Annotated in this window: 16 protein-coding genes; 4 read left to right on the forward strand and 12 right to left on the reverse strand. The window is 57.9% G+C overall.

Going from position 1 to position 14203, the window contains the following annotated elements; translation table 11 throughout:
- The first annotated feature begins 95 nt into the window (after nt 1-95).
- The gene (locus ACJJU9_RS19365) at nt 96-377 is read left to right on the forward strand and encodes a BrnT family toxin (RefSeq protein WP_048368018.1); all 282 of its coding nucleotides are present in this window, start codon (nt 96-98) and stop codon (nt 375-377) included.
- 3 nt (nt 378-380) lie between these two features.
- The gene (locus ACJJU9_RS19370) at nt 381-749 is read left to right on the forward strand and encodes a BrnA antitoxin family protein (RefSeq protein ID WP_407729331.1); all 369 of its coding nucleotides are present in this window, start codon (nt 381-383) and stop codon (nt 747-749) included.
- 57 nt (nt 750-806) lie between these two features.
- Here the strand turns inward: ACJJU9_RS19370 and ACJJU9_RS19375 are convergent, their stop codons facing one another.
- The 12 genes from ACJJU9_RS19375 to ACJJU9_RS19430 all read right to left on the reverse strand — a co-directional run bounded on the left by ACJJU9_RS19375 (nt 807) and on the right by ACJJU9_RS19430 (nt 11893).
- Nucleotides 807-1811 carry an isopenicillin N synthase family oxygenase gene (locus ACJJU9_RS19375; RefSeq protein WP_153373708.1) on the reverse strand — a complete coding sequence of 335 codons (1005 nt, stop codon included), beginning with the start codon at nt 1809-1811 and terminating at the stop codon, nt 807-809.
- 13 nt (nt 1812-1824) lie between these two features.
- Nucleotides 1825-2568, reverse strand: coding sequence for an amino acid ABC transporter ATP-binding protein (locus ACJJU9_RS19380; protein WP_048368023.1), 744 nt, complete (start codon nt 2566-2568; stop codon nt 1825-1827).
- Nucleotides 2568-3281, reverse strand: a complete 714-nt coding sequence (locus ACJJU9_RS19385; RefSeq protein ID WP_153334140.1) for an amino acid ABC transporter permease — start codon at nt 3279-3281, stop codon at nt 2568-2570. The genes ACJJU9_RS19380 and ACJJU9_RS19385 overlap by 1 nt, the downstream gene beginning before the upstream one ends.
- Nucleotides 3278-3976 carry an amino acid ABC transporter permease gene (locus ACJJU9_RS19390; protein ID WP_048385503.1) on the reverse strand — a complete coding sequence of 233 codons (699 nt, stop codon included), beginning with the start codon at nt 3974-3976 and terminating at the stop codon, nt 3278-3280. The genes ACJJU9_RS19385 and ACJJU9_RS19390 overlap by 4 nt, the downstream gene beginning before the upstream one ends.
- Nucleotides 3977-4073: 97 nt before the next feature.
- Entirely contained in the window at nt 4074-4898 is an 825-nt protein-coding gene (locus ACJJU9_RS19395) for an ABC transporter substrate-binding protein (protein ID WP_048368029.1), read from the reverse strand.
- 265 nt (nt 4899-5163) lie between these two features.
- On the reverse strand, nt 5164-6051 hold the full coding sequence (locus ACJJU9_RS19400) for a metal ABC transporter substrate-binding protein (protein WP_153326226.1): 888 nt from the start codon (nt 6049-6051) through the stop codon (nt 5164-5166).
- Nucleotides 6052-6080: 29 nt separating this feature from the next.
- Nucleotides 6081-6950 carry a metal ABC transporter permease gene (locus ACJJU9_RS19405; protein ID WP_407729332.1) on the reverse strand — a complete coding sequence of 290 codons (870 nt, stop codon included), beginning with the start codon at nt 6948-6950 and terminating at the stop codon, nt 6081-6083.
- On the reverse strand, nt 6947-7702 hold the full coding sequence (locus ACJJU9_RS19410; RefSeq protein WP_153373707.1) for a metal ABC transporter ATP-binding protein: 756 nt from the start codon (nt 7700-7702) through the stop codon (nt 6947-6949). Before ACJJU9_RS19410 ends, ACJJU9_RS19405 begins: the two co-directional genes overlap by 4 nt.
- A 294-nt stretch (nt 7703-7996) precedes the next feature.
- Complete coding sequence (locus ACJJU9_RS19415; RefSeq protein WP_407729333.1) at nt 7997-9277, reverse strand: diguanylate cyclase domain-containing protein; 1281 nt, start codon at nt 9275-9277, stop codon at nt 7997-7999.
- 84 nt (nt 9278-9361) lie between these two features.
- A complete protein-coding gene (locus tag ACJJU9_RS19420; protein ID WP_407729334.1) occupies nt 9362-9997 on the reverse strand; it encodes a LysE family translocator in 636 nt (211 codons plus the stop codon).
- A gap of 146 nt (nt 9998-10143) precedes the next feature.
- Nucleotides 10144-11301, reverse strand: a complete 1158-nt coding sequence (locus tag ACJJU9_RS19425; RefSeq protein WP_273222377.1) for a phosphatidylserine/phosphatidylglycerophosphate/cardiolipin synthase family protein — start codon at nt 11299-11301, stop codon at nt 10144-10146.
- A 1-nt stretch (nt 11302) separates the two neighbouring features.
- Nucleotides 11303-11893 (reverse strand): YceI family protein, encoded by a 591-nt coding sequence (locus ACJJU9_RS19430; RefSeq protein ID WP_407729335.1) that lies wholly within the window; start codon nt 11891-11893, stop codon nt 11303-11305.
- A gap of 226 nt (nt 11894-12119) precedes the next feature.
- Here ACJJU9_RS19430 and olsB point away from each other — a divergent pair, with 226 nt between their 5' ends.
- Together olsB and ACJJU9_RS19440 are read left to right on the forward strand one after the other, a co-directional pair.
- Entirely contained in the window at nt 12120-12875 is a 756-nt protein-coding gene (gene olsB / locus ACJJU9_RS19435) for an L-ornithine N(alpha)-acyltransferase (RefSeq protein ID WP_048368051.1), read from the forward strand.
- Complete coding sequence (locus ACJJU9_RS19440; protein ID WP_153326212.1) at nt 12875-13663, forward strand: 1-acyl-sn-glycerol-3-phosphate acyltransferase; 789 nt, start codon at nt 12875-12877, stop codon at nt 13661-13663. Before olsB ends, ACJJU9_RS19440 begins: the two co-directional genes overlap by 1 nt.
- Nucleotides 13664-14203 lie beyond the last annotated feature (540 nt).

Consider the following 14203-nt stretch of genomic DNA (forward strand, 5'->3'; position numbering starts at 1 on the left):
GGATCATCCTGTATCCACAGCGCCAGACTTGGAGAAATACCTTGCTGACTGACGGTCTTTACAACGGCTTTTTTTATGCATAGAAAATATGCATAATGAGAGCATTCAGGATTCAATACGACAGGGCCAAAAACCTCGCCAATCAGCAAAAGCACAAAGGCATTAGTTTGGCTGATGCGGAGCAGGTCTTTTACGACGAGGCTGGCGTAACTATTCAGGACCATGACCACGACGAAGAACGCTGGGTCACCATGGGGCTAGATGCAAAGGGCCGTGTACTGGTTGTCGCCTATACGTATCGAGACCCGCATTTTGTGCGTGTTATCAGTGCCAGACTGGCAACCAAACATGAACGACGCCAGTACCAGGAGGCTTGAACCATGAAAAGCGAATACGATTTCAGTACTGGCAAACGCGGCGCGGTTGCCAGCAGCAAAGGCAAGACACGTATCACCATCATGCTCGACGATGTTGTGATTGAAGCTGCCCGCAAGCGCGCGGAAAGTGCGGGCACAGGCTATCAGACGTTGATCAATAACCTCCTCCGACAAGCATTGGTCTCTGAAGACGCGCATAACCTTGCCCCTGCTCCGAAAAAACGAGCCAGTACGTTGCAGGTGATTAACGATGGGATCAGCCAGTCCGATGTCGAAGCGTTGGAGCAACAACTCATCGCTGTCGCCGGCGAATTAAATCGAGTTTTGGGCACGCCAAAGCCGAGCAAACCCAAGACTCATGAATGCCTTTAAAAAGGTACGCAGTTGCCTCACTAGCAACAAGCTCGTCCATGTAATTACAGATTGGATTTACAACACGCTCTCACGCAGTTGCGGGAAGACCTTCGACACTTTGTTCAGCAGGTAGTCGCCATATTCCCCGTTGAAGGCGTGCACGTTGGCCTGGTCCCAGCGTTGAGCGCTGTCGTCTTGTTGTTCAACCGCAGGCAAGCCCTTGATCGGCTGGACCCTGGCGCGGTAGTTGGGGTCGAAGAACAGCGGGAATGACAGGCGGTCCGAACCCGAGGTGTTGCGCGCCACGCGGTGCGGTGTCGAGCGGTACAGGCCGCCGGTCATGCGGTCGAGCATGTCGCCGATGTTGCACAAAAACGCGCCGGGGATCGGTGTCGCTTCAATCCAGCCTTGTGGGGTGCGCACTTGCAGGCCGCCTATGCTGTCCTGATGAAGGATGGTCAGCAGCCCGTAATCAGTGTGCTCGCCCACGCCCCATTGCACATCCAGCCCTTCTGGCACGGGTTGCGAGGGGTAATTGAACAGCCGGAACAGTATCAGCGGGTCGGCGGTGTAGCGGTCGTGGAAATACTGCGCGTCCAGCCCCAGGCTCAGGGCGACGCCTTCGAGCAGCCGATGCCCAAGCTGAGTCACCGCCTCCATGTAGGCCAGAATGGTCTCGCGAAAACCAACGACATCCGGGAACAGGTTCGCGCCATGTACCGGAGTATTGGCCACGACTTCGGGCGCCGTGTCGTCCAGCTCAGTGCCCAGGTACAGACCCTCTTTCCAGTCAGGCCGGTTTGAGGTCAGTTCGCCGCCCAGCGGAAAGTAACCCCGCCAGGCACGCCCGCCGAGTTCCATGCGCCAGCGCAGTTTGGTGGCTTCGTCCAGGGCAAAGAACTCATGGCTCAAGGCTTCAAGGCGCTGAACCAGTGCCGGGTCAATGCCATGCCCGACGACATAGAAAAAACCCTGTTCGCGGCAGGCGCGGCTGATCTGCTCGGCGACTTCACTGCGCCCGCTTGCAGTGAACAATGGCGCTACATCAATGATGGGTAACTCTCGGATCGCAGTGCTCATGGCCACTCAGCCCTCAAACGGCAGACGAAAAAGGTGTACGGATATCCGCCAAAAATTTCTGCGTGCGCGGATGTTCCGGGTTCTGGAAAAAGCTTTCGGCAGGCGCTCGTTCGAGTACCCGGCCCTGATCCATAAATAAAACCCGGTCGGCCACTTCACGGGCAAAGCCCATCTCGTGGGTCACCACGACCATGGTCATGCCATCGCGGGCCAAGTCGCGCATCACCAGCAACACTTCACCGACCATCTCCGGGTCGAGCGCACTGGTGGGCTCGTCAAACAGCATCAGCGGTGGGCGCATCGCCAGCGCCCGGGCAATGGCCACGCGCTGCTGCTGACCACCGGACAAGTTGATCGGAAAGGCACTCGCCTTGTGCGCAAGGCCCACGCGATCGAGTAACGCCATGGCTTCTTTTTCAGCGTCTGCCCGGCTCAGGCCGCGCAGACGAATCGGCGCCAGCGTGCAGTTTTCCAGCACGGTGAGGTGCGGGAACAGGTTGAACTGCTGAAACACAAAGCCGATGTGTGAGCGGAACTGATTAAGGTCCAGGTCCTTGGCGTGGATGTCCTGGCCATCTATCAGAATGCGCCCGGACTTGATCGGCTCCAGACGATTGAGGGTGCGGATCAAGGTCGACTTGCCCGACCCCGACGGCCCGCAAATCACGACTACCTCGCCCTTGGCAATGTGCTCATCGACATCCACCAGTGCCTGATAGGTGCCGTACCACTTGTTAACTTTTTCCAGACGAATCATCAGGTCACCTTGCTGTTGTCAGTTAAGGAAACACGTTGCGTCTGACGCCGCTCCAGCCAGAAGGCGAAACGTGACAGGCCAAAGCACAACACAAAATACGTGAGCCCCAGAATCAGGTAGACCTGAGCCGGCATGGTGAACACTTGGGTGTTGATCTGCGAGGCGATAAAGGAAATTTCCGTAAGGCCAATGATGTAGCCCAATGAGGTTTCTTTGATCGTCGAGACAAACTGGTTAACCAGCGACGGCAGCATGGTGCGCAGCGCCTGTGGCAGGACCACCCAGCGCATCGTGCGCCAGTAGCCGAACCCCAGCGAACGCGATGCCTCCACCTGCCCGCGGTCCAGCCCCTGCACACCGGCGCGAACGATCTCTGACAGGTACGCCGCGTCGAAGATCACCAGTGCAATCAGCATGGTGGTGAATTGGTCGGTCTTGAAGCCGGTGAGGCTGGGCAGAAAAAAATACGCCCAAAAAATCACCATCAATAACGGCGTACCGCGCACCACAAACACCAGCGCCGTGACCGGCCAACGCAGCCAGCGCCACGGGCTGAGCCGCGCCAGGCCGAACAGCACACCCAGCGGCATCGCCAAGACCAGCGCGGCAGACGCCAGGATCAAGGTCAGCGCCAGCCCGCCAAGCGGCCCGTTGGGGTATTGACCGACCAGGAAGTACACCCAGTACGAATCGATCAACTCTAAAGTGGTCATCGTGATTTCGCCTGCACGTAGCGGTGTTGATACCACGCTGCAGCACCGGTAATCAGCAGCGACACGCTGAGATAGGCCGATGTGGCAAAGGCAAAGGATTCAAGGCTGCGGAATGTTGCGGTTTCAACCTGCCCGGCCTGATACATCAACTCGGCCACACCGACCACCGTGGCGATGCTGGTGTTTTTCCACAGATTGAGGGTTTGCGAGATCAGCGGCGCAACGGTCACCCGCAAGGCTTGCGGCAAAACCACCAAACGCATGCTCGCCAGATAACCAAAGCCCAGGGCACGCCCGGCCTCCAGTTGCACAGTGGGGATCGCACGGATACCGCTGCGAATGTCTTCGCTCATAAAGGCTGCGGTGTACAACGTCAGCGCGACGATGGCGCTGATGGCCTCAATGTTGCCGGCGTAGAGCCACTCGCGAAAGGACTCAGGCAAAAACTCGGGCGCCGCGAAATACCAGAACAGCATGTGTGCCAGCAGCGGAATATTGCGGATGGACTCGACGTAGGCAAAACCCAGCCATTGCAGCGGCCGCACAGGTGACAGGCGCAGCAAGGCAATGAACAGGGCCAACGGAAGTGCGCACACTAACGTGACACAGGCGAGCTTGATGGACAGCATCAAGCCACTGAGCAGCATGTCGTGGTATTGACCGCTCAGGAGTAACGAATAATCAAAATCCAGCATCTCGCGCAAAACTCTTGGAGACCGGCCGGCCATTCATTGGCGTTGCCTGGGGTTACCAGACCAGCAATGTCATGACCAGCCCGCCTAATGGCAGCGGTTACTCAACCTGATCGGAGTCGATCTTGAAATGGCGCTCGGCCTGGTTCGATTTGGTGCCCGGGCCGTACCATTTCAGGTACAGCTTCTCGGCTTCACCCGAGCTTTCAAGTCGCGCAAGAGTCTTGTCGACAGCCACTTTCAAGTCGCCGCTGTCTTTGGGTAATGCCAGCGCCAGCGCTTCGGTGCTGAGGTTTTCAGGGAGGATTGCGTAGCCTTTGGCGCCTGCACCGATCTTCGCAAAATCGTTGGTCAGCGCAGATTCATCATCGACAAACGCCTTGCCTTTACCTTGCTGCAACGCCAACAGTGCTTGTTGCGAAGTGTCGAAGGTCACGACTTTAGCAGTCGGCAGCGCCTTGAGGATGTTGGGTTCCTGAGTACCGCCTTTGACGGTGAGGATTTTTTCCCCGGCCAGTTGATCAAGTGCCGTCACGCCGCTGGATTTCTTCACCATGGCTTTTTGCCCGGTGATCAACACTGAATACGAGAAATCGACCAGCGCCTCACGTTCTTTGTTGTGGGTCAGCGAAGCGGCCAGCAGATCGACGCGGCCCTGCTGCAACTCTGGAATCCGCGCGGCTACGGCGATCTGTTTGTAGACCGGCTTTACGCCCAGGTCCTTGGCAATTTCATTGCCCAGATCAATCTCATAACCAATGATCTGGCGGGTTTTGGGGTCAACGAAACTGTTGGGCTCATCAGTACCCAAGGTACCGATCACAATCTCGCCCTTGTTTTTGATGGCGGCGACATCGGCAAAAACGCCAGCGCTCACCAGAGACAAAGCAACTGCAACGGCCGAACTCAGAAGGCTAATTCTCATCTCAGGATCTCAGAAGAAAAACTTAAGAACGTGACCCCGCCACTGATCAGCAGTGCAGGCCATTAGCCTGGAAGTTTAACAACCCGAACCATTGGTAATAAAAGAACTATTTAATATATCTATATCGCATTAATGATTGTCAGACAGGCTCACAGCCCTTGCAAAAACCCGTAGGAGCGAGCTTGCCTCGCGATCTTTTGATCTTTAGCCAGACGTAGCCTCGCAAAGCTCGTCAACTGCTACGGGTTTAATGGTTGATAAACCCTTAATTCCCCTTCATCGCCGCCGTCAGCTTGTCGACGTTGTAGCGGAACATTTGCGCATACGTCGGCGCCGGGCCATCAGCAGGTGACAGCGATTCAACGTAAAGCTCGCCACCCGGCTGCGCGCCGCTGGCATCAGCGATCTGCTTGACCAGCCGCGGGTCGCTGGAGTTTTCGAAGAAGTAGGTGCTGACGTGTTCTTGCTTGATCTGTTTGATCAGCTTGGCCACGTCCGAAGCCGACGCTTCGGTTTCGGTCGAGAAGCCTAGCGGCGACAGGAAAGTCACGCCATAGGCATCGCCGAAGTAACCAAACGCATCGTGCGAGGTCAGGACCTTGCGTTTGTCACTGGGGATTGCCTGGACCTGCGCGCGGGCATAAGCATCCAGTTGCTCCAACTGCTGGATGTACTGCTCGCCCTTGGCCTGATAATCGCTGGCATTGGCCGGGTCAGCCTTTTGCAAGGCGCTGATGATGTTGCGCACATACACCACACCGTTCGCCGCGCTGTTCCAGGCATGCGGGTCGGTGATGCGCTTGCCGTCTTCTTCCATGCTGCGGGTCTTGATGCCATTGGACAGCACCACCGGCTGGCCTTGGTAACCCGAGGCCTTGATCAAGCGGTCAAGCCAGCCTTCCAGGTGCAAACCGCTGACAAACACCAGATCGGCCCGCTTCAACGCCTGCGCGTCATTAGGCGTTGGCTCGTAGGCATGCGGGTCGCCGTTAGGGCCGATCAACGAGGTCACGTGCACATGGTCACCGCCCACGTTCTGCACCATGTCGGCAAGCACGGTGAATGAAGCCACCGCTTCGATGGGTTTTGCCTGGGCAAGACCGGCCATACTCGACAATGCAAAAACAGCAGCCAGCAGCATTTTTGGCTTCATGCGAATCCCCTTTGGGTGAGTGTCGGAAATCAGTGGGTGAGATGCGTTTTCGGGAGCAAGCGACGGACAATTCCACTGCGGCCAAACAGCAGCGAAATCACATAAAAAGCACTGGCGGTCAGCACAATCGCCGGGGCGGAAGCGACGCCGGCATGAAACGAAACGATCAAACCAATAAAGCCCGAGAGCGTGGCGACCACGGTCGAAATGATCATCAGCGCACTTAATGATGTGGCCCAGAACCGCGACACGGTAGCCGGGATGATCATCATGCCCACCGCCATCAACGTGCCCAGCGCTTGAAAGCCGGCCACCAGATTGAGCACCACAAGCAGCAAAAACAGCACGTGATACAACGAGCCTTTACCGCCCACGGCGCGCAGGAAGCCGGGGTCAAAACACTCCAGTATCAGCGGTCGATAAATCAGGGCGAGGACGATCAAGGTGAATGAGGCGATGCCGCCGACCATGAAAATGGCCTGGCTGTCGATGGCCAAAATAGTGCCGAACAGTACGTGCAGCAGGTCCACGCTGGAACCATGCAACGAAACAATCAACACCCCGGCAGCCAGCGAAGTGAGGTAAAAACTCGCGAAACTGGCGTCTTCGCGCAAGGTCGTAAAGCGGCTGACCAACCCGGCCAGCAACGCCACCAACAGCCCGGCGATCAGCCCGCCAAAGCCCATGGCGGGCAATGACAAACCGGCGAACAAAAAGCCGACGGCCGCACCGGGCAATACCGCGTGGCTCATCGCATCACCGACCAGGCTCATGCGCCGCAACATCAGCAACACCCCCACCGGACCGGAGCCGATACCCAGCGCCAGGCAAGCCACCAAGGCGCGGCGCATAAAGCCAAATTCAACAAACGGTTGCACGACCATCTGATACAGCATCATGAAGGCTGCTCCTCGTTCATATCGCAGGCCGTGGCATCGTCACTCCAGTATTCGGCCATGTTGCGCGCCCGGCGCAAATTGTCGGCGTGCAACACGGTCGCGGTGTCGCCCCAGGCAATCGCCTCGCGCGCCATCAACAGCGTATTGGGGAAATGTTTGCGCACCTGTTCGATGTCATGCAGCACCGCGATCACGGTGCGGCCCTGACCGTGCCAGTCGCGGATCAGTTTGAGCAGGTCTTGAGTGGTGCGGGCATCAATGGCGGTAAAGGGTTCGTCCAGCAAAATCACCGAGGCGTTCTGCATCAACAAGCGTGCAAACAGCACCCGCTGAAACTGCCCGGACGACAACGAGCCGACACTGCGGTCTTCAAACCCTTCAAGCCCGACGGCGATCAACGCCTCTTGGGCCTGCCGGGCTTGCTCACGGCTGACGCCACGAAAGGCACCGATACTGCGCCATGCGCCCATCAGCACCGTATCGACAACATTCAGGGGGAAGCTGCGATCGATCTCGGCCGCTTGCGGCAAATAACCAAGATTGCGCAACGCCAGATTGCCGCGATCCACCCGCCCGGCGGCGGGCTTTAGCGTGCCGGCAATGGTTTTGATCAGCGTCGATTTGCCGGCACCGTTAGGGCCGACAATCGCCGTCAGGCTGCCTGCATCGAAGCAACCGCTGATGTGATGCACCGCCGGTCGGCGCTCATAGGTGACAGTCAGGTCATCCAGGCTAATGCTCGCCGCACTCATGGAATCGCCACCGCCCAGGCGATGCCCAGCCACAACACTATCAACACACACAACGAGGTTAACAGTCGCTTACCCGCAGACTGGGCCAGCGCAGAGCTGACAATGCCTGCAACAAGGGGGGATCGGGGAGTCTTCACGCAGGTCGCTCGAAATATAATGTAATGATATTACATCCCGATAAACCACTATGGATAGTGAAACTATGCTGCCGACCACCGAATGGCTCAGGTGCTATGGGTTTTTTTAAAGATCAAAAGATCGCGAGGCGAGCTCGCTCCTACAGCGGAGGGTGAGTTAACGGCTGCTTTTTTTCACGCTGTACATGGCCGTGTCGGCCTGGTGCAGCAGTTGCCGGGCGTCGTCGCCATGTTCGGGATAAACGGCGATGCCGATGCTGGGGAGGGTGTTGAGTGTTTGCCCTTCAATCAAGAGGGGCTGGCTCAATTCAGTGCGAATGTTCTCGGCGACGATCAACCCGTCTTCTGGCCGTTTGAGGTTTTCAAGCACCACTACAAACTCGTCGCCACTCATTCTGGCTACGGTGTCGCTTTCGCGCACACAGGCTTTTAAGCGCAGCGCCACGTGTTGCAGCAACACGTCGCCAACGCCATGTCCGTAACTGTCATTGATCCGTTTGAAGTCATCCAGATCGACATACAGCACCGCCAGATATTGCTGCTCGCGTTTGGCCCGGGCCAGCGCGCTGTTTAAACGTTCGTACAGAAACTCGCGATTGGGCAAGCCGGTCAGTGCATCGTGCTGCGCCAAAAACTGCAGGTGAGCATGGAGTTTTTTTCTTTCAATGGCCGTGGCGATCTGGGCGGATACGAACTGCAGCAGCTCTTTGTGCGCCTCGGTATAAGGTTCACTGCCCAATGAGCTCTTGACTAGCACCGCACCGATAATGCCGTTTTGCGCTACCAACGGGGCGCCCAGCCACGACGCTGAACCCTGCTCGGCGTGCAGTAGCATCTGCTCACTGCGGATGACCTCCTGGCTCAGCCGCGTCACCTCGGCCAGCGGCCAGTCACCGTGCTCTGCAACCCGATAAGGAAAACTCAACAAACCATCCGGTTGATCACACAGTGCGACCGAAAAGTTTATCGCTGGCAGCCACTGACCGATCAACGCGTGAACGCGCTTGAACAACTCCAGCAAATCCCCAGCCCCATGGGCGGCTTCGGAGATGGCAAACAGCGCCAACTGACGGGACTCGGCCAGTTTGCGCTCAGTAATGTCACGGGCCACCGCGATGTGCAGCCGATAGTCTTCTGACCAGCGCGCAGACCACAAAATATGGATGACACTGCCGTCTTTGCGTAGATAACGGTTCTCGAAATTCGGCAGGGGGTCGCCCTCCCTGACGTCATTGGCAGCATGCACGGTGCGTTCACGGTCAGCCGGGTGAACCAGATCGATAATGCAACGGCCGATCAGTTCGTCCTGCTCATAGCCAAAAATACGCAGGCAGGCCGCGCTGACATAAACAATGTGGTACTTGCGGTCCACGACGCAGACCGCATCCAGCAACTGATCAATAAAACTGGCTTGAGACAGGTATCTTTTGATGTCCATAAAGCCCTCGATGCCTCGAGATTAAACGTGAACATCCATCCCTATCCCTGTGTTGCCCCATGACTGCACTCCCGGCAGATCACGTTACTTGTTGCTGCTCACCAGCCCTGGCAAGGCATGCGCCAGGGCGCTGATGGCAAAGCCGATAAACATCACGCCACACAAACGTGTAATCAGCAATTGATGACGCTGATACAGCGCGCGTACGTGACCCGCGCCGACGATACCGATCAAGATCACATACGCCAGTGCGCCGCCAACAAAGCTCAGGGCGATGAGCCAAGGCAGCATGCTCCAGGTAAGCAGTTCGGCACGCCCGGAAAGCAGCGCGGTGAAAGTCGCCACGGCCACCGGGTAGGCTTTGGGGTTGGTCAGGCCAAAGAAAATACCGTGGGCAAACGGTTTACGGGCCGGGCCTTCCTCGGCCACGCTGCTGCGCTTGGCACGTACGGCGCGCAGGCCCAGCCAGAACAGGTAAAGGCCGCTGATCAGGCCCAATACGTTGAATGCAGTGCTGCCAAATTCCCGCGCGCCGACAATCGCAATCAACGCCGTACTGCACCAAATAACATCACCCAGCAAATGCCCGCATAAAAACCCGGCGCCCGCACGGCGCCCACGGGCAGCGCCAATGCCGAAAACAGCCAGGACACCCGGGCCCGGAGTGATGCCATAGATAAAGCCCGACGCCAGTACGGCCAGCCACAATGAAGAAGTCATGCACAACGCTCCAAAAATTCAGACTTCACGCTGTCCAGTCGCCCGTGAAGTCGTTCGATTTTGCACGTTCTGCAGCGTTATGTAACCGCGTGTTCAACAAAATGCCACGCTTTCTTCAAACAGCCCCTGCGTTCAGGCGGTAACCCTTAACGGCGGCGCCCCAAAAGGTTGACCACCACCCGGTCAACCCAGCCCCAGATACGCTGCTTGACCCGCCCCCACAATGGCCGGGACTGCCAGGCTTGCAAGGTGATCGGCAGGCTTTGCGCGAAGTCGTTCATAAAGCTGGCCGCCACGGCTTTAGTCAGCGTCGGGTCGATGGCCTCCAGGTTGGCCTCAAGGTTAAAACGTAGATTCCAGTGGTCAAAGTTGCACGAGCCAATGCTCACCCAATCGTCGACCAGAACCATTTTCAGGTGCAGAAAGCACGGCTGATATTCAAATATCTGCACCCCGGACTTGAGCAACCGCGGGTAGTAACGATGCCCGGCGTAACGCACGGACGGGTGATCGGTGCGGGGACCGGTCAATAGCAACCGCACATCGACCCCGCGATTGGCCGCGCGACGCAGCGAGCGCCGCACACTCCAGGTGGGTAGAAAGTAAGGCGTGGCCAGCCAGATGCTGTGCTGGGCGCTGTTAATGGCCCGCACCAGCGATTGCAGAATGTCGCGGTGCTGATGGGCATCGGCATAGGCCACTCGGCCCAAGCCCTCGCCCTGCTGAGGCGCCTTGGGCAATCGCGCGAGGCCAAAGTGGGTGGCAGGCTTCCAGGCTTTGCGGCTGATGTTGGCGCGCCATTGGCGCTCAAACAGCATCTGCCAGTCTTGCACCAGCGGCCCCTCAATCTGCACCATCACCTCGTGCCAGTCGCACACGTTTTGCGCAGGCTGCCAAAACTCATCGGTAATTCCCGTCCCGCCTACCACCGCCAATTGCTGGTCCACCAGCAACAGCTTGCGGTGATCGCGGTACAGATTGTTCAGCCCCCGGCGCCAGCTCAGCGGGTTGTAAAAGCGAAGCTCCACGCCCGCTGCCAGCAGCCTGAGGCGCAAGGCTTCGGTAAACGCCAGGCTGCCATAGGCATCGAACAGGCAGCGCACCCGCACCTCACGCAACGCAGCGCGCTCCAGCGCCTGGACCGTGACTTCAGCGCACTGCCCGGCCTCGACCAGATAAAACTCCAGATCAATGTGATCCTGCGCCTGATCGATAGCCGCCAGCATCTGCGGGAAAAACTGCGGGCCATCGATCAGTAACTTGAATTGATTGGCGCCGTGCCAAGGGAACACCGCGCCCGCCATCTTAGCGAGCCGTGAAAATCAGCACCGCGTTCACCGGTACTGAAAAGCTGATAGCCGACAAGCCGGCGGATTTACGCAAGATTTCGAGTTCTGGCTGCAAGCCAAAATCTTCAGCCTGAAGCATCAACGGTTCGAGGGTTACAACCTGGAAGCGCTGTTCATCCAGCCGCGTCGCCAGCAACTCGGCCTCATAGGTGTGCTGTTTGCCACGCAGGCTCACGGTGACCGGCAGGCGCAATTCCACTTGAGCACCCGGCGCCAGCTCGTTGATGGGCTGCAGATTGATTTGCGCGGTGATTTGCGCCTCGGGGAAATGCTTGAAATCGAACAACTGGTCACGCATGCGCTCATCGCGCAAAGGCACCGCGCTGTTGACCGAGTCCATTTCAATCCGCAATTGCGCGTGGCCCTTACGGTCGACTTTGCCGTGCAAGACCAGAAAGCGGTGCTTGTTCGCGACATTGGCATTTTGCGTGGTGATAAATGAAAGCCGTGATGACTCACCGTCCAGGTACCAACTGGCCTGAGCCGACAGGCTTACCCCGAGGGTTAATAGCAACGCACCAGCGGCGGATAAAAACGTCTTGAACATAAAAACTCATCGGCAGGTAAACGGCCTCTAGTGTGAGTGCTTTAGCGCCGTCCGGGCATATTTTTTTACTCCGCTTTAGAGCACTCGTCCATCGCGCCAGTTCCTTGGCCGGACGCTGTCATACAAGCATCACTCAATTGTCATGGTCATGACACTGGCGCTCCCTAGCCTGAGATTGCACACCTCAGTCGACAAGGCGGGCTTGATGCCTGCACGGAGATTCGCAATGGCCCAGATCGCCCGTATCCGCGACACCGCTCAAGAACGCCGACTGCAGGCTGAACGCTTGCTTGGCCCAGAGGCCTTGCGTGAGGCGCAAGCCTTGCGCTTCCGGGTTTTCAGTGGCGAGCTGAACGCCAAACTGAAAAGCGCCGACTGTGGCCTGGACATCGACGACTACGATGCGCATTGCGAACACATCGGGGTTCGCGACCTCAACACCGGCCTGCTGGTGGCGACCACTCGCTTGCTGGACCACAGCGCAGCGCGAAACATCGGTCATTTTTACAGCGAAGAAGAATTCAGCCTTCACGGCCTGGCGCACCTGCAAGGCCCGATTCTTGAAATCGGCCGTACCTGTGTCGATCCGGCCTACCGCAATGGCGGCACCATCGCCGTGCTGTGGGGCGAGTTGGCTGAAGTCCTTAACCAGGGCGATTATCACTACCTGATGGGCTGCGCGAGCATCCCGATGCAAGACGGTGGCATTCAGGCCCAGGCGATCATGCAGCGTCTGCGCGAGCGTTACTTGTGCACTGAACATTTGCGCGCCGAACCGAAAAAACCGCTGCCCGCGCTGGACGTTCCGGCGAACGTCATCACCGAAATGCCCCCGTTGCTCAAAGCCTACATGCGACTGGGCGCGAAGATTTGTGGTGAGCCGTGCTGGGACGAAGATTTCCAGGTCGCTGACGTCTTTATCCTGCTCAAGCGCGACGAACTGTGCCCGCGCTATGCACGCCACTTCAAGGCAGCCATGTAATGAACCGCCTGCGCCTGTATGGGCGAGTGGTTCGGGTGTTGGCGGTGGTCAGTCTGGGATTGGGCATGGCGAGCATTTTCGCCCTGCTCCATCGGTTGCACCTCAACAGCGCCATGGATCGGCGCCAACGCTGGACACAGTTCTTCATGAAGCGGCTGAGCAATGCCCTGCCGTTTCAGGTCACGGTGGTTGGCGAACGACCTGTTACGCCGATGTTGTGGGTCAGTAATCATGTGTCGTGGACCGACATTGCCTTGCTCGGGCAACTGACGCCGCTGTCTTTTCTGTCCAAGGCCGAAGTGCGCAGCTGGCCTGTGGCGGGTTGGCTGGCGGACCAGGCCGGTAGCCTGTTTATCCGCAGGGGCGCGGGTGACAGCCAGACCATTCGCGAGCAGATGAGTTGTCATTTGCAGCAACAGCATCCGTTATTGATGTTCCCGGAAGGCACGACCACCGACGGGCGTTCAGTGCGCACCTTCCATGGCCGCTTGTTGTCAGCCGCGATAGACAGTGACGTGGCGTTGCAACCGGTGGCGATTCGTTATTTGCGCAATGGCGAGAGCGACCCGATCGCACCGTTTATTGGCGATGACGACTTGCTCTCGCATTTGCTGCGTTTGTTTGCACACGAACAGGCACAGGTTGAGATACACCTGCTGGAGCCGATTGCGTGTGAGCAGCAAGAACGCGCGATGCTGGCGTTCAAGGCGCAGGAAGCGATTCGCCAAGTGGTCAGCGGAGCACCGCAAACCCGTCCGCAGACTGAGTGCGAACCGGCGGCGGCTTAGGCCACCGCTCCTACAGGTGTATTGCGTACTACCTGTAGTCGCTGACGAGGCACGAAGGCTGCGAAAGATCAAAAGATCGCGAGGCAAGCTCGCTCCTACAGGTGCATTGCGTACAACCTGTAGCAGTTGACGATCTTTGCGAGGCTACGTCCGGGCGCGCACCGGCCGTTAAAAGAGCCAAGATCAAAAGATCGCAGCCTGCGGCGGCTCCTACACTTTTACCGCGCCCGCCTGTAGTCGCTGACGAGGCACGAAGGCTGCGAAAGATCAAAAGATCGCGAGGCAAACTCGCTCAGGTGTATTGCGTACACCTGTAGCAGTTGACGAGCTTTGCGAGGCTACGTCCGGGCGCGCAGCGGACGTAAAAAGAGCCAAAATCAAAAGATCGCAGCCTGCGGCGGCTCCTACGCTTTTACCGCGTCCGCCCGTAGTCGCTGACGAGGGACGAAGGCTGCGAAAGATCAAAAGATCGCGAGGCAAGCTCGCTCCTACAGATGTATTGCGAACCCCTGTAGCAGTTGACGAGCTTTGCGAGGCTAC

This window comes from Pseudomonas helleri, from assembly GCF_045830615.1.
Classification (GTDB): domain Bacteria; phylum Pseudomonadota; class Gammaproteobacteria; order Pseudomonadales; family Pseudomonadaceae; genus Aquipseudomonas; species Aquipseudomonas helleri.